General features: G+C 72.2%; 13 protein-coding genes. 9 read left to right on the top strand and 4 right to left on the bottom strand.

Features of this window, described 5'->3' with window-relative positions:
* The first annotated feature begins 6 nt into the window (after positions 1-6).
* A complete protein-coding gene (locus RLT58_RS31350) occupies positions 7-1866 on the top strand; it encodes an ABC transporter transmembrane domain-containing protein (protein WP_311313720.1) in 1860 nt (619 codons plus the stop codon).
* Positions 1863-3644, top strand: coding sequence for an ABC transporter ATP-binding protein (locus RLT58_RS31345; protein WP_311313719.1), 1782 nt, complete (start codon positions 1863-1865; stop codon positions 3642-3644). The genes RLT58_RS31350 and RLT58_RS31345 overlap by 4 nt, the downstream gene beginning before the upstream one ends.
* A gap of 50 nt (positions 3645-3694) precedes the next feature.
* Here the strand turns inward: RLT58_RS31345 and RLT58_RS31340 are convergent, their stop codons facing one another.
* On the bottom strand, positions 3695-4486 hold the full coding sequence (locus RLT58_RS31340) for a metal-dependent hydrolase (RefSeq protein WP_311313718.1): 792 nt from the start codon (positions 4484-4486) through the stop codon (positions 3695-3697).
* A gap of 146 nt (positions 4487-4632) precedes the next feature.
* On the opposite strand from RLT58_RS31340, the gene RLT58_RS31335 reads away from it, so the two are divergent.
* A complete protein-coding gene (locus RLT58_RS31335; protein WP_311313717.1) occupies positions 4633-7146 on the top strand; it encodes a DEAD/DEAH box helicase in 2514 nt (837 codons plus the stop codon).
* A 17-nt stretch (positions 7147-7163) separates the two neighbouring features.
* Entirely contained in the window at positions 7164-8045 is an 882-nt protein-coding gene (locus RLT58_RS31330; protein ID WP_311313716.1) for an acyl-CoA thioesterase, read from the top strand.
* 4 nt (positions 8046-8049) lie between these two features.
* Here RLT58_RS31330 and RLT58_RS31325 read toward each other — a convergent pair whose 3' ends face one another.
* Positions 8050-8271 (bottom strand): DUF6011 domain-containing protein, encoded by a 222-nt coding sequence (locus RLT58_RS31325; RefSeq protein ID WP_311313715.1) that lies wholly within the window; start codon positions 8269-8271, stop codon positions 8050-8052.
* 83 nt (positions 8272-8354) lie between these two features.
* On the opposite strand from RLT58_RS31325, the gene RLT58_RS31320 reads away from it, so the two are divergent.
* The 5 genes from RLT58_RS31320 to RLT58_RS31300 all read left to right on the top strand — a co-directional run bounded on the left by RLT58_RS31320 (position 8355) and on the right by RLT58_RS31300 (position 12719).
* Positions 8355-9077, top strand: coding sequence for a hypothetical protein (locus tag RLT58_RS31320; RefSeq protein ID WP_311313714.1), 723 nt, complete (start codon positions 8355-8357; stop codon positions 9075-9077).
* Between the two features lie 170 nt (positions 9078-9247).
* A complete protein-coding gene (locus RLT58_RS31315; protein ID WP_311313713.1) occupies positions 9248-11059 on the top strand; it encodes a cation:proton antiporter in 1812 nt (603 codons plus the stop codon).
* Complete coding sequence (locus RLT58_RS31310; protein WP_311313712.1) at positions 11037-11639, top strand: helix-turn-helix domain-containing protein; 603 nt, start codon at positions 11037-11039, stop codon at positions 11637-11639. The genes RLT58_RS31315 and RLT58_RS31310 overlap by 23 nt, the downstream gene beginning before the upstream one ends.
* 13 nt (positions 11640-11652) lie before the next feature.
* Positions 11653-12195 (top strand): GNAT family N-acetyltransferase, encoded by a 543-nt coding sequence (locus RLT58_RS31305; RefSeq protein ID WP_311313711.1) that lies wholly within the window; start codon positions 11653-11655, stop codon positions 12193-12195.
* A gap of 35 nt (positions 12196-12230) precedes the next feature.
* Positions 12231-12719 (top strand): glutathione peroxidase, encoded by a 489-nt coding sequence (locus tag RLT58_RS31300; protein ID WP_311313710.1) that lies wholly within the window; start codon positions 12231-12233, stop codon positions 12717-12719.
* Positions 12720-12782: 63 nt separating this feature from the next.
* Here the strand turns inward: RLT58_RS31300 and RLT58_RS31295 are convergent, their stop codons facing one another.
* Positions 12783-13181 (bottom strand): hypothetical protein, encoded by a 399-nt coding sequence (locus RLT58_RS31295; protein ID WP_311313709.1) that lies wholly within the window; start codon positions 13179-13181, stop codon positions 12783-12785.
* A 154-nt stretch (positions 13182-13335) separates the two neighbouring features.
* Positions 13336-14565 (bottom strand): acyl-CoA dehydrogenase family protein, encoded by a 1230-nt coding sequence (locus RLT58_RS31290; RefSeq protein ID WP_311313708.1) that lies wholly within the window; start codon positions 14563-14565, stop codon positions 13336-13338.
* Between the last annotated feature and the right edge of the window lie 81 nt (positions 14566-14646).

The following is a 14646-nucleotide window of genomic DNA, read 5'->3' as shown; positions in this document are numbered from 1 at the left end:
GACGTCATGCACATTCGCGATCTTCCGTACTCGGATCCCGGCGATCCCGACGTCCGGTCGGGCCCTCGCTTCCTGCTCTGGCTCGGCCGCAACCAGATCCGCGGACAGCTCAAGTCCATGTCCTGGGGTCTTCTGCACCAGTGCGCCATCGCGGGGCTGCCGCTCGGCGTCGGCTTCGCCGTCCAGGCGGTCGTCGACCGGGCCGGCGGCCGGCTCCTGCTGGCCGGCGGTCTGATCGCGGCGCTCGGCACCCTGATCGCGCTGGGCGACACCATGCTGCACCGGGCCGCCGTCACCAACTGGATCACCGCCGCCGCGCGGGTCCAGCAGCTGCTGGCCCGCAAGACCGCCGAACTCGGCTCGGCACTGACCCGCCGGGTCGCCGCGGGCGAGGTCGTCGCGGTCTCCACGGGCGACGTGGAGAAGATCGGCTGGTTCGTCGAGGCGCTCTCCCGTTTCGCCGCCGCCGCGGCCGCGCTGGTCCTCATCTGCGTCGGGCTGATCCTGTACCTGCCCTCCCTGGGCATCCTGGTGGCGCTCGCCATGCCGGTGCTCGCCCTGGGCGTCCTGCCGCTCCTGCCCGCCGCCACCCGCCGCGCCGACCTCCAGCGCGAGAAGGGCGGCAAGGCGACCGAGCTGGCCTCGGACACCGTGGCCGGGCTGCGCGTGCTGCGCGGCATCGGCGGCGAGGAACTGTTCCTGGACCGCTACCGCCGCGCCTCGCAGGAGGTCCGCAAGGCGGCGGTGCGCAGCGCCCGGATGTGGTCGCTGATCTCGGCGATCCAGGTGCTGCTGCCGGGCATCCTGCTGATCTCGCTCGTCGTGCACGGCGCCTCGCTGGCCCGGGACGGGAAGATCGAGGTCGGCCAGCTGGTGACGGTGTACAGCGCCGCGACCCTGATGCTGTTCCCCCTGCGCCACTTCGAGGAGATCGCGATGGCGTACTCCTTCTCCCGCCCCTCCGCCCAGCGCGCGGTCCGGGTGCTGTCGCTGAGCCGGGTCGCCCGTCCCTCGACGGCCGAGGCGCCCGAGGGCGGCGACCTGTACGACCCGGTCACCGGTCTGATGGCGCCCGAGGGGCTGTTCACCGCGGTGGTCTGCGGCGATCCCGACGAGGCCGGACGGCTCGCGGACCGGCTCGGCGGCCACGCCCAGCCCGGCGCGGCGCGGAACGAGGAGGGCGGCGAGACCCCGGAGGAGGGCGGGACCCCTGCGGATCTGCCGTCCGTCCTGCTGGGCGGCGTCCCCCTGGACGAGCTGGAACTGGACGCGGCGCGGACCTCGGTCCTGGTCCAGGACAAGGACCCGGTCCTGCTCTCGGGCACGCTGCGCGAACTGCTGGACGTGCCGTCGTCCGGCCGCGTGGCCGCCGTGGACGCGCTCGCGGCGGCCCAGTGCGACGACATCCTCGCCGCACTGGCCCAGGCGTCCGTCCACCCGGACGGCGACCCGATGGACACCCGGATCACCGAACGCGGCCGGTCGCTCTCCGGCGGCCAGCGCCAGCGGCTCGCCCTGGCCCGGTCGCTGGTGACCGACCCGGAGGCGCTGGTCCTGGACGAGCCGACGTCCGCCGTCGACTCGCACACCGAGGCGCGGGTGGCAGCGGGCATCAAGGAGCTGCGCGCGGGCCGTACGACTGTCGCGTTCGCCTCCTCGCCGCTGCTGCTCGACCTCGCCGACCGGGTGGCGCTGGTCCACGACGGCACGGTGGTGGCCGTCGGCACGCACCGCGAACTGCTGCGCAGCGAACCGCGCTACCGGGCGGTCGTCACCCGCGAGACCGACGACGAGACCGCGGCCGCCGAGGCGGCGGGCCGGGACGAAGACATCAGCACGATCGAGGAAATCGAGGAGAGGGCATGATCGGCGTCGCACCACCGGCCTACGACCCCGCCGCCCCGGAGTCGGCCACGACCCTGCCGGTCGGGACCCCCACGACCGTACGGGCCTACACGCGGGAGCTGATCCGGCGCCACCGGGTGCCCTTCACGGTGGTCACCCTGCTCAACACGGTCGCGGTGATCTCCTCCATCGTCGGCCCGTATCTGCTGGGCGGACTGGTCGAGGACCTGTCCGACGGCGTCAGGGACCTCCATCTGGAGCGCACCGCGGGGGTGTTCGCGCTCGCGCTGGTCCTGCAGACGGTCACCACCCGGATGATGCGGCTGCGCAGCGCGATGCTCGGTGAGGAGATGCTCGCCGATCTGCGCGAGGACTTCCTCGTGCGGTCGGTACGGCTGCCCCCGGGTGTGCTGGAGCGGGCCGGGACGGGCGATCTGCTGTCCCGGATCACCACGGACATCGACCGGCTGGCCAACGCGATGCGCGAGGCGGTGCCGCAGCTGGCCATCGGTGTGGTGTGGGCGGGGCTGCTGGTCGCCGCGCTGGCCGTCACCGCACCCCCGCTGGCACTCTCGGTGCTCGTCGCGCTGCCGGTGCTGATCATCGGCTGCCGCTGGTACTTCCGCCGGGCGCCGTCGGCGTACCGCTCGGAGGCCGCCGGTTACGCGGCGGTCGCGGGGATGCTCGCGGAGACGGTGGACGCCGGGCGGACCATAGAGGCGCACCGGCTGGGCGCGCGCCGGGTGGCGCTGTCGGACCGGCGGGTCAAGGAGTGGACGGCCTGGGAGCGGTACACGCTGTTCCTGCGGTCCGTGCTGTTCCCGGTCATCAATGCCACGTACGTGACGATCCTCGGCGCGGTCCTGCTGCTCGGCGGCTGGTTCGTCATCGAGGGCTGGCTCACCGTGGGCCAGCTGACGACCGGTGCGCTGCTGGCGCAGATGATGGTCGATCCGATCGGTCTGATCCTGCGGTGGTACGACGAGTTGCAGGTCGCCCAGGTGTCGCTGGCGCGGCTGGTGGGCGTCCGCGACATCGAGCCGGACGCGGGGGACGCCTCGGTGTCCCCGGACGGCCGGGACGTGCGCGCCGACGCGGTGCACTTCGGCTACCGGGCCGGTGTCGATGTCCTGCACCAGGTGTCGCTGGATGTCGCCCCGGGTACGCGGCTGGCGCTCGTCGGCCCGTCCGGTGCGGGCAAGTCGACGCTGGGCCGGCTGCTGGCGGGGATCTACGCCCCGCGCGCAGGCGAGATCACGCTCGGGGGCGCGGAGCTGTCGCGGATGACGACGGAGCGGGTGCGTACGCATGTGGCGCTGGTGAACCAGGAGCACCATGTGTTCGTCGGCTCGCTGCGGGACAACCTGCTGCTGGCCCGTACCGACGCACAGGACGCGGAGCTGTGGGCATCGCTCGCCGCGGTCGACGCGGAGGTCTGGGCGCGGGCGCTGGAGGAGGGGCTGGACTCCGAGGTGGGCTCGGGCGGTCTGGTCATCACCCCGGCGCAGGCCCAGCAGATCGCGCTGGCCCGGCTGGTCCTGGCCGATCCGCACACGCTGGTGCTGGACGAGGCGACGTCGCTGCTCGACCCGCGCGCGGCCCGTCATCTGGAGCGTTCGCTGGCCCGGGTGCTGGACGGCCGTACGGTCGTGGCGATCGCCCACCGGCTGCACACGGCGCACGACGCGGATGTGATCGCCGTCGTGGAGCAGGGCCGGATCAGTGAGCTGGGCAGCCATGACGAGCTGGTGGCGGCGGACGGCGCCTACGCGGCGCTGTGGCGCTCCTGGCACGGCTGACGGTTCCGCCCGGCAGGGACCGGCCTTCCGGTCCGGCCCCTGCCGGGCGGTCAGATGACGTTCATCGCGGCTGCCGCGCCCACTCCCCCGAGCACCATGAACGCGGGCATCAGCACCTTCAGCTCCACCCAGCTGCCGGCCCGGAAGCGCATGGCCTTGGGCGGGCCGACGGGGTACCAGCGCTTGCGCCCCACCGGGATCGGCCACAGGATCGGGCAGCCGGAGACGGTCAGCGCGTCGCCGATGTCGTGGACGAGGGCGCCGAGCACGATCGGCAGACCGAGCCAGAGGTACTCCTGGCCGGGGTCGGTGAACAGCCAGTCCGAGCCGTTGCCCGGCTTGTCGAGGATGCCCGCGAGGATCCAGGCGCTGGTGGCGCCGAGCAGCCACACCAGGACGTCGCTGGAGACCCGGGCGGCCCGCCAGAGCAGTCCCTCGACGGCGAGCACCAGGTGGACGAAGAGGATGCCGAGCACGGCCCACCGGCCGCCGGTGATCGCCGCGGCGGAGGCGCCCGCGCCGATCAGGACCGCCCACAGCCAGGTGTGCGTCAGGGTCCGGTGGCCGCCGTTGCGGGTGGAGTCGCCCCGCATGCGGGTGGCCTTGTAGACGGCGTGCGAGAGCTTGTCGACGATCTCGCAGAGGCCGCGGGAGATCGGGCCGAAGGCGCGCGAGATGGTCGCCGACTTGTGGTCGAGGTCCGGGGCGAGCGCCGCACCGGCGGTGATCAGCGCCCCGACGACCAGGACGGGCCACGGCATGGCATGGCCCGCGGCTGCCGCGGCCGCACCCACCCCCAGCCAGGCAGCTGCCCCTGACAGAGAGTGTGCCGGTCCCATCATCGCTGTTCCGCCCCCATTGGCCTGTGCGCGAGTTCCGGCCATCGTCGTTGTCGGACGGCCGAGTTGAGAGGGCAGCGTATCGTCCATGATCTTCGTACCGTCGTCCGGTTCCCTCATCGGGGTGGAAGACAGGCAAGATGGGGGGCGTGACCCTTATCGATCAGCTGCCCCCGACCGACGACCCCGACGCCCTTTTCGAGGCTTTCTCGTCCTGGACCGAGACGCAGGGGATCACCCTCTACCCCGCTCAGGAGGAGGCGCTGATCGAGGTGGTCTCCGGGGCCAACGTGATCCTTTCCACCCCGACCGGTTCCGGAAAGAGCCTGGTCGCGGCGGGTGCGCACTTCACCGCCCTGGCCCAGGACAAGGTCACCTTCTACACCGCCCCGATCAAGGCCCTGGTCTCGGAGAAGTTCTTCGACCTGTGCAAGCTCTTCGGCACGGAGAACGTCGGCATGCTCACCGGGGACGCCTCGGTCAACGCCGACGCCCCGGTGATCTGCTGTACGGCCGAGGTGCTGGCCTCCATCGCGCTGCGTGACGGGAAGTACGCGGACATCGGCCAGGTCGTGATGGACGAGTTCCACTTCTACGCGGAGCAGGACCGGGGCTGGGCCTGGCAGATCCCGATCCTGGAGCTCCCGCAGGCCCAGTTCGTCCTGATGTCGGCCACGCTCGGTGACGTCAGGATGTTCGAGGAGGACCTGACCCGGCGCACGGGCCGCCCCACCTCCGTGGTGCGCTCGGCGACGCGTCCGGTGCCGCTCAGTTACGAGTACCGGCTGACGCCGATCACCGAGACGCTCACCGAGCTGCTGGACACCCGGCAGTCGCCGGTCTACATCGTGCACTTCACCCAGGCCGCGGCCGTCGAGCGGGCGCAGTCGCTGATGAGCATCAACATGTGCACCAAGGAGGAGAAGGAGAAGATCGCCGATCTCATCGGCAACTTCCGCTTCACCACCAAGTTCGGCCAGAACCTCTCGCGTTATGTGCGGCACGGCATCGGTGTGCACCACGCCGGCATGCTCCCGAAGTACCGCCGTCTCGTGGAGAAGCTCGCGCAGGCGGGGCTGCTGAAGGTGATCTGCGGTACGGACACGCTCGGCGTCGGCGTCAACGTCCCGATCCGTACGGTGCTCTTCACCGCGCTCACCAAGTACGACGGCACCCGGGTGCGCACGCTGCGGGCGCGCGAGTTCCACCAGATCGCGGGCCGGGCCGGGCGCGCGGGCTTCGACACGGCGGGCTTCGTCGTCGCGCAGGCCCCCGAGCACGTCATCGAGAACGAGAAGGCGGTCAAGAAGGCCGGCGACGACCCGAAGAAGAAGCGCAAGGTCGTCCGCAAGAAGGCCCCCGAGGGCTTCGTGGCCTGGTCGGAGACCACCTTCGACAAGCTGATCCAGTCCGATCCGGAGCCGCTGACCTCCCGCTTCCGGGTCACGCACACGATGCTGCTGTCGGTGATCGCGCGTCCGGGCAACGCCTTCGAGGCGATGCGGCATCTGCTGGAGGACAACCACGAGCCGCGCCGGGCGCAGCTGCGCCACATCCGCCGGGCCATCGCGATCTACCGTTCGCTGCTGGACGGCGGGGTGGTGGAGCAGCTGGACAAGCCGGACGCGGAGGGCCGCATCGTGCGGCTCACCGTCGATCTCCAGCAGGACTTCGCGCTGAACCAGCCGCTGTCCACGTTCGCGCTCGCCGCGTTCGAGCTGCTGGACCCCGACTCCCCTTCGTACGCGCTGGACATGGTCTCGGTGGTGGAGTCGACGCTCGACGATCCGCGCCAGATCCTGGCCGCGCAGCAGAACAAGGCGCGCGGTGAGGCGGTCGGGCAGATGAAGGCCGACGGCATCGAGTACGAGGAGCGGATGGAGCTCCTCCAGGACGTCACGTACCCGAAGCCGCTGAGCGAGCTGCTGTGGCACGCGTACGACGTCTACCGCCGCAGCCACCCGTGGGTGGGCGACCACCCGGTGTCGCCGAAGTCGGTGATCCGCGACATGTACGAGCGGGCCATGACGTTCACCGAGTTCACCTCGAACTACGAGCTGGCGCGCACCGAGGGCATCGTGCTGCGCTATCTGGCGAGCGCGTACAAGGCGCTGGAGCACACCATCCCGGACGACATCAAGTCCGAGGACCTGGAGGACCTCATCGCCTGGCTCGGGGAGATGGTCCGTCAGGTGGACTCCAGCCTGCTCGACGAGTGGGAGCAGCTCGCCAATCCGGAGGTGGAGACGGCCGAGCAGGCGCAGGAGCGGGCCGACGAGGTCAAGCCGGTCACGGCCAACGCCCGCGCCTTCCGGGTGCTCGTGCGCAACGCGATGTTCCGCCGGGTCGAGCTGGCCGCGCTGGACCGGGTCCGCGACCTCGGCGAGCTGGACAAGGACGCGGGCTGGGACGAGGACGCGTGGGGCGAGGCGATGGACGCGTACTGGGACGAGTACGAGGAGCTGGGCACCGGTCCGGACGCCCGCGGGCCGAAGCTGCTGAAGATCGACGAGGACGCCGGGCACGGCCTGTGGCGGGTCCGCCAGACGTTCGCCGACCCGAACGGCGACCATGACTGGGGCATCAGCGCCGAGGTCGATCTGGCCGCGTCCGACGAGGAGGGCCGGGCGGTCGTCCGGGTCACCTCCGTGGGCCAGTTGTGAGAGTGGAGAAGAACGGTATGACGAACCCCGCCGAGCGTCTGGTCGACCTGCTCGACCTGGAGCGGATCGAGGTCAACATCTTCCGGGGCCGCAGCCCCGACGAGTCGCTGCAGCGGGTCTTCGGCGGTCAGGTGGCGGGTCAGGCGCTGGTGGCGGCGGGCCGCACCACGGACGGGGACCGGCCCGTGCACTCGCTGCACGCCTACTTCCTGCGGCCGGGCCGTCCCGGGGTGCCGATCGTGTACGACGTGGAGCGCGTCCGGGACGGCAGGTCGTTCACGACCCGCCGGGTGACGGCCGTGCAGCAGGGCCGGACGATCTTCAACCTGACGGCGTCGTTCCACCGGCCGGAGGAGGCGGGCTTCGAGCACCAGTTGCCGCCGGCCCGGGTGGTGCCGGATCCCGAGGAGCTGCCGACGGTCGCCGAGGAGGTGCGTGAGCATCTGGGCGCGCTGCCCGAGGCCCTGGAGCGGATGGCGCGGCGTCAGCCGTTCGACATCCGGTACGTGGACCGGCTGCGCTGGACGCGGAAGGAGATCGAGGACGCGGACCCGCGCAGCGCGGTGTGGATGCGCGCGGTCGGCCCGCTGGGCGACGATCCGCTCGTGCACACCTGCGCGCTGACGTACGCCAGTGACATGACGCTGCTGGACGCGGTCCGCATTCCGGTGGAGCCGCTCTGGGGGCCGCGCGGCTTCGACATGGCGTCGCTGGACCACGCGATGTGGTTCCACCGGCCGTTCCGGGCGGACGAGTGGTTCCTGTACGACCAGGAGTCGCCGGTGGCGACGGGCGGACGGGGTCTGGCACGCGGCCGGATCTACGACCGGGCGGGCAATCTGCTGGTGTCCGTGGTGCAGGAGGGGCTGTTCCGCCGGCTGGACGGCGCGTCCTCGTAGCGGTTCAGGTACCGGGCAGCACGTCCTGCTCGACCTCGTGGCGGCGGGTGCGGATGTCGGGCGGCGACGGGTGCAGCTTGGCGTCGCAGGAGGGGCCGAGACCGGTGCGGCGGGAGGCCGTGCCGGTCAGCGGGCGCCCGCAGAGCCGGCAGCGCACCAGGCGGCGCCCGGTCCCGTCGGTGCCGGGCAGCGGCTCGGTCCCGGGGACGGTTTCTGAGGGGTCCACTTCTGAGGGGTCCACCCGGTGATCCTCTCAAACGGCGGCACTAGTCTTCGACTTCCCGACGCACACAACGGAGGAGTTCGCACGTGGCCGGCGCCCTGAAAGTGATGCCCGTTCCCACGGACAGGAAGAGCGGGAAGGGCAGAAAGGGCGCGAAGGGCGGCGCGGAGGCCGTGCCCGGCGCGCCCGCGCCCTTCACCCACACCGTCACCGCCGAGGAGTGGCCCGAAGGGGAGTCCCGCGTGGTCGCCCATCTGGAACGCGAGCTGCCGCCGGGCGGGATACCCGCGTATCTGGAGGCCCGCAAGACGGGCGCGCGTTCCTTCGTGCTGTGGGCGGACCCGGAGCGCCGCTCCCGGCTGGCCACACTCGTCACCGTCTCGGCGGGCGACGGGGTGTCGGCGTATCAGGTGCACGGCGGGCAGGGCGAGATCATCGGCACGGTCCTGCGCGAGAAGGCTCTGTCCGGGACGGGGATGCGCACCCGCTGGACGGTCGCCCAGACCGGCGCCCCCGAGGCCGTCGGGTCCAAGGGCCGGATCTTCTGGTGGTACCTGTGGTGGCTGCTGTTCCCCCTGTGGGTGGCCATCGCCGCAGGGAGTCTGGTGAGCGGCGGCGGCGATGTGCCGCGCGGACCGCGGCGCGTCATCTGGCGGGCGGGCGGCGAAGTCCCGCTGGAGTACAGGTCCGACGACGAGGTCGTGGTGCACGCCCCCTGGGTCGACCAGCGGCTCGCGGCCGCGCTGGCGGCGCTGGTCCGCTCGTTCGACAGCTGGCTGGGCACGCCCTGGGACGACAAGCGCCAGTGACCCCGGCCCCCGTGCCCCGTTAGCCCATCGGGCGGACAGCGGGGCGCCGGAGGGCCCGCCCGGCGCGAGCCCTGGCGCTCCCGGCGTCCGGCGGCACGGAAGGTGGTCGCGCGCGGTGCGCCGCGGGTCGCGACCGCGCCTCCCGGTGCCCGCGGCGAGGAGGCGGGAAGATGACGGACGATCAGGTCTTCGTGGGACTCGGACTGATCGTGGTGCTCGCGGTGGGGTCGCAGCTGCTGGCGAGCCGGCTGCGCGTGCCGGCGCTGCTGGTCCTGCTGCCCGTCGGTTTCACGGCCGGGGCGCTCACCGACGACGTCCACCCCCAGCGGCTGCTGGGCGACGCCTTCTCCCCGCTGGTGTCGCTGGCGGTGGCCGTGATCCTGTACGACGCCGGGCTCGGCCTGGACCTGCGGCGGCTGACGGGCCACAGCCGGCGCGTCGTGACCCGGCTGCTCTGGCTGGGGACCCTGCTGACGCTGGTGTCCGCCGCTCTGTTCGCCGTGCCGGTCCTGGAGATGTCGCTGCCTGCGGCGGTGATGCTCGCGGCGATCCTGGTCGTGTCCGGTCCGACCGTCGTCGGGCCGCTCCTCGACTTCGTCAGGCCCACGGAACGGCTGCGGCGCGTCCTGGTCTGGGAGGGCTCCCTGATCGACCCGGTCGGCGGGATCCTGGGGGCGCTCGTCTTCCACGGGGTCCTCGCGGACACCCGGCCGGGGACCGGCAGCGCGCTGGGCGCGTTCTGTGCCAGTGCGGCGGTGGGGCTGGCCGGCGGCGCGGCCGGTGCAGGGGCCCTGTGGCTGCTGCTGCGGCTGCTGCGGCCCGGCGAGGTCCTGGCCACCTCGCTGCAGCTCGCCGCCGTGATCGGGGTCGCGGCCGGCTGCGACGCGCTGCGCGACGACACGGGGCTGATCTCCGCCGTCGTGATGGGCATGGCCCTGGCCCATCTGCCGGGCCTGGACGTCCCCGCGCGGCGCCCCTTCTTCGACACCCTGGTCTCTCTGATCATCGGCCTGCTGTTCGTCTCCATCTCGGCCACCGTCACGCCCGCGTCCCTGCGGCATGTGGTGCTGCCGTCCCTCGCCCTCGTCGCCCTGCTGGTGCTGGTAACCCGGCCGCTCGTCGCACACCTCGCGACGGCCCGGACCGATGTGCCGCGCGGCGAGCGGTGGTTCATCGGCTGGATGGCCCCGCGCGGCATCGTCGCGGCGGCCACGGCCTCCACGTTCTCGGCGACGCTGGTCGAGCACGGCGTCGTCGGCGCCGGGCGCATCCTGCCGGCGACCTTCGTGGTGATCGTCGCCACGGTCACGCTGTACGGCCTGACGGCGTTCCCGGTGGCCCGCCGCCTCGGCGTGCTGCGCCCGGCCCGGTCCAGGCCCCTGCTGGTCGGCGGCGCGCCCTGGGTGGTGGACCTGGCGTGCGCCCTGCGTGCGGCGGGGCTGGACGTCCTGATGTGGGCGGGCGCCGACCGCGAGCGGGACCGGATCGAGGCGGCGGGGCTGCAGCTGGCCCCCGGCGAACTCCTCGCCTCGGCCACCGGCACGGGCGCGGAACTGGAGGGGATCACCGGCGTGCTGCTGCTCACCGGGGAGGACGACTTCAACGCGCTCGCCTCGCTCACGCTGCGGGAGAGCGTGGAGGGTTCGGTGCACCGGCTCGCCCCGCCCTCCACGAGCCACGGGGTGGTCGCTCCCTACACCGGGGGCGAGGCGCTCTTCGGCGGCGGGCTCAGCGGCCCGGAGCTGGCCCGGCGGTACGCGGCCGGGGCGCGCGTGGTGGCCCGGGAGTCCGGCGGTCCGGTCCCGGACGGCCATCGGCTGCTCTTCGTGGTGCGGCCGGACGGCCTGCTGCTGCCGGCGACGGATGCGCGGACCCCGTCTCCGGACCCCGGTGACACGGTCGTACTGCTGACCCCACCCACCGACACCCCTGTCTCAGTTCAGAGATATGGTCTCGGACATGAGAGACGCGGACGCGGATGAGACGGACACGGAGAGGCCCGCAGCCGGCTCCGTCGACGCGCGGCTGGCGGCCCGGCTGGCGGAGCTGCGCACGGGGCGCGGCTGGTCGCTGGACGAGCTGGCCCGGCGCAGCGGGGTGAGCCGCTCGACGCTCTCCCGGCTGGAGCGCGGCGAGCTGAGCCCGACCGCCGCCCTGCTCGGAAGGCTGTGCGCCGTCCACGGACGGACCATGTCCCGGCTGCTGCTGGAGGTGGAGCAGGAGCCGGCCCTGCTGGTGCGCGCGGAGCGGCAGACGGTGTGGCGGGACGAGGCGTCCGGTTTCGTCCGCAGGTCCGTCTCGCCGCCGCACGCCGGTCTGCGCGGGGAGATCGTCGAGGGGATCCTCGGCGCCGGGGCCGATGTCGCCTACGACGGGCCGCCGGTCCCGGGCCTGGAGCAGCATGTCTGGGTCCTGGAGGGGGCGGTCGAGATCACCGTCGAGGGCGCCGTGCACACGGTCCGCCGGGGTGACTGCCTGCGGTTCCGGCTGTACGGCCCTTCGCGTTTCCACTGCCCGGGCCCGGACAGGGTCCGTTATGCGCTCATGATCGTCGCACCGTGAAAGGACCTGCAGCATGACCGAGATCGTCCCGGTGTCCGGACCCGAACTGGTCACGTACGCCGATGAACTGGCCGCCCTGCTGGTGGAGACCGTGGACGGCGGATCCTCCGTGGGCTTCCTCGCGCCCCTGGACCGGGACGCCGCCGCCTGCTGGTGGCGGGAGCGGGCCGCGTCCGTGGACGCCGGGCACCTGAGGATCTGGATCGCCCGGGACGGCGAGCGGATCGCGGGGACCATCGGCCTGGCCCGGGCCCCGCTGCCGAACGCCCGGCACCGCGCGGAGGTCGCCAAGCTGATGGTCCGTCCGTCGGCGCGCGGCAGGGGGCTCGGCACGTCGCTGCTGGCGGCGGTCGAGCGTGCGGCGGCCGAGGACGGCATCACGCTGCTGATCCTGGACACCGAGAGCGGCAGCCCGGCGGAGCGGCTGTACCGCGCGGCCGGCTGGACGGAGTGCGGGTCCGTGCCGGACTACGCGGGCGACCCGGCCGGGGTGCTGAAGCCGACGACCTTTTACTACAAGGCGGTCGGCCTCGAGGCGGGAACACCGCGCGCGTAAGAATGGCTGTGGAAGACACCGACGAGGAGACATCCATGACGCTGTACGACATCCCGCTCGAGACCCTCACGGGCGAGGCGACCACGCTGGGCGACTACCGCGGCCGCGCGGTGCTGCTGGTGAACGTCGCCTCCAAGTGCGGTCTGACCCCGCAGTACGCCGGTCTGGAGCGGCTCCAGAAGGAGTACGGGGACCGGGGCCTGACGGTGCTCGGCGTGCCGTGCAACCAGTTCGGCGGCCAGGAGCCGGGCAGTTCGGAGGAGATCCAGACGTTCTGCTCGACGACGTACGGGGTGAGCTTCCCGCTGCTGGCGAAGACCGACGTCAACGGCGCCGGCCGGCACCCGCTCTACGCGGAGCTGACCCGGCTCGCGGACGCGGAGGGCGAGGCCGGGGACGTCCAGTGGAACTTCGAGAAGTTCCTGATCTCGCCCGCGGGCGAGCCGGTTGCCCGGATCCGGCCCCGCACGGAGCCGGAGGCCCCCGAGGTCATCGCGGCCATCGAGGCGCAGCTCCCCGCCTGAGCCCGGCGCACGCCCCGCGCGGCGGGTCCGGTTCGCCGGCCCGCCGTGCGGGAGGGCCCGCCGTCAGGCGTGGCTCAGCAGCAAGGAGCCCTTGGGATAGGTGACGCCGCCGTTCACGTTGGTCACCTGGATGCTCACCGGGGTGTCCTCCTTGATGTTCCCGCTCTTCCACGGGCTGCAGTAGGGCGAGTTGTGGCCCCGGGTACTGACGGTGCGGTCCCAGGTGCCGTCCCGGCCGATGTCCAGCTTCACCTCGATGCCCCACCCGTCCGCGTCGGTGTCACAGGCGCGGATCGAGTCCCCCGGGATGCTGCCGTAGGGGTCGGCATTCCACTCGCCGTACCCCCCGAAGACCGCGTCGATCGTCTTCGGCGCGGCGGCCGCCGTCCCCTGCGCGGCGACGACGAGCCCGAAGGCCATGGCGGCAGCCCCCGCGATCCGTGCCGCACTCGACTTCATCATGCGCCTGCCCCGTTCATCACCCGGTCACGATCTCCACGGGGAATCTACAGGTACATGGCAGGTCCACACCATCGTGACCGGGCCGTGGAAACGGCCCCCGCCCCCTGACGGTGTGCCAGGGAACGGGGCCGGTTTAGGGGGCCGGGCCGCGGTGTCAGCGGATGGGCATCCCGGACAGCGTCCGCGCGATCACCAGGCGCTGGATCTCGCTCGTGCCCTCGAAGATCGTGTAGATCGCGGCGTCCCGGTGCATGCGCTCCACCGGGTACTCGCGGGTGAAGCCGTTGCCGCCCAGGATCTGGACGGCCTGCGCGGTGACCTTCTTGGCGGTCTCGCTCGCGTACAGCTTGGACATGGAGCCCTCGGCGGACTCGAAGGGCTTGCCGGCGGTCGCCATCCAGGAGGCGCGCCAGACCAGCAGCCGGGCCGCGTCGATCTGGGTGCGCATGTCGGCGAGCTGGAAGGCGATGCCCTGGTTGTCGATGATCGGGCGGCCGAACTGGGTGCGGGTCTTCGCGTAGTCCAGCGCCACCTCGTACGCGGCACGGGCGGTGCCGACCGCCATCGCGCCGACGGCCGGGCGGGAGGCCTCGAAGGTGGCCATCGCGGCGTTCTTCACCCGCTCGCCACCACCGGAGGCGGCGCGCTCACGGGCCCGGGCGAGGCGCTGGTCGAGCTTCTCCTTGCCGCCGAGCAGGCAGTGGCCGGGTATGCGCACGTCCTCCAGGACGACCTCGGCGGTGTGCGAGGCGCGGATGCCGTGCTTCTTGAACTTCTGGCCCTGGGAGAGGCCGGGGGTGTTCGGCGGCACGATGAAGGAGGCGTGCCCCTTGGAGCCCAGTTCGGCGTCGACGACGGCGACCACGACGTGGACGTTGGCGATGCCGCCGTTGGTCGCCCAGGTCTTGGTGCCGTTGAGCACCCACTCGTCCTTGGCCTGGTCGTACACCGCGCGGGTCCGCATGGAGGCGACGTCGGATCCCGCGTCGGGCTCGGAGGAGCAGAAGGCGGCGACCTTCACGTCGTCGGCGTCGCCGTACATCTGCGGGATCCAGGTGCCGATCTGCTCCTCGGTGCCGTTGGCGAGGACGCCAACGGCCGCCAGGCCCGTACCGACGATCGACAGGGCGATGCCGGCGTCGCCCCAGAACAGCTCCTCCATCGCCATCGGGATGCCGAGGCCCGTGGGGTCGAAGAACTGCTGGGCGTAGAAGTCGAGGGAGTAGATGCCGACCTTGGCCGCCTCCTGGATGACGGGCCAGGGCGTTTCCTCACGCTCGTCCCACTCCGAAGCCGCCGGGCGGATCACATCCGCGGCGAAGCCGTGAAGCCAGTCACGGACCTGCTTCTGGTCGTCGTTGAGCTCGAGCGTGAACTCGGCCATGTTCCCCTCCAGGTACTGCCGTCGAAGCCCATTCGTTACTTGCGGTAACCGCAGTCTGTTACCGACAAGTAGCCTCTGTCA

The organism is Streptomyces sp. ITFR-16 (assembly GCF_031844705.1).
Lineage (GTDB): Bacteria > Actinomycetota > Actinomycetes > Streptomycetales > Streptomycetaceae > Streptomyces.
Note: the sequence above shows the minus strand (reverse complement) of the source record. Positions and strands in the feature narration are given on the sequence as shown.

Excerpts from the sequence above, each read along its gene's own strand:
- RLT58_RS31350 (WP_311313720.1), top strand. The coding sequence starts at position 7 with ATGCACATTCGCGATCTTCCGTACTCGGATCCCGGCGATCCCGACGTC.
- RLT58_RS31345 (WP_311313719.1), top strand. The coding sequence starts at position 1,863 with ATGATCGGCGTCGCACCACCGGCCTACGACCCCGCCGCCCCGGAGTCG.
- RLT58_RS31340 (WP_311313718.1), bottom strand. The coding sequence starts at position 4,486 with ATGATGGGACCGGCACACTCTCTGTCAGGGGCAGCTGCCTGGCTGGGG.
- RLT58_RS31330 (WP_311313716.1), top strand. The coding sequence starts at position 7,164 with ATGACGAACCCCGCCGAGCGTCTGGTCGACCTGCTCGACCTGGAGCGG.
- RLT58_RS31315 (WP_311313713.1), top strand. The coding sequence starts at position 9,248 with ATGACGGACGATCAGGTCTTCGTGGGACTCGGACTGATCGTGGTGCTC.
- RLT58_RS31310 (WP_311313712.1), top strand. The coding sequence starts at position 11,037 with ATGAGAGACGCGGACGCGGATGAGACGGACACGGAGAGGCCCGCAGCC.
- RLT58_RS31305 (WP_311313711.1), top strand. The coding sequence starts at position 11,653 with ATGACCGAGATCGTCCCGGTGTCCGGACCCGAACTGGTCACGTACGCC.
- RLT58_RS31300 (WP_311313710.1), top strand. The coding sequence starts at position 12,231 with ATGACGCTGTACGACATCCCGCTCGAGACCCTCACGGGCGAGGCGACC.
- RLT58_RS31295 (WP_311313709.1), bottom strand. The coding sequence starts at position 13,181 with ATGATGAAGTCGAGTGCGGCACGGATCGCGGGGGCTGCCGCCATGGCC.
- RLT58_RS31290 (WP_311313708.1), bottom strand. The coding sequence starts at position 14,565 with ATGGCCGAGTTCACGCTCGAGCTCAACGACGACCAGAAGCAGGTCCGT.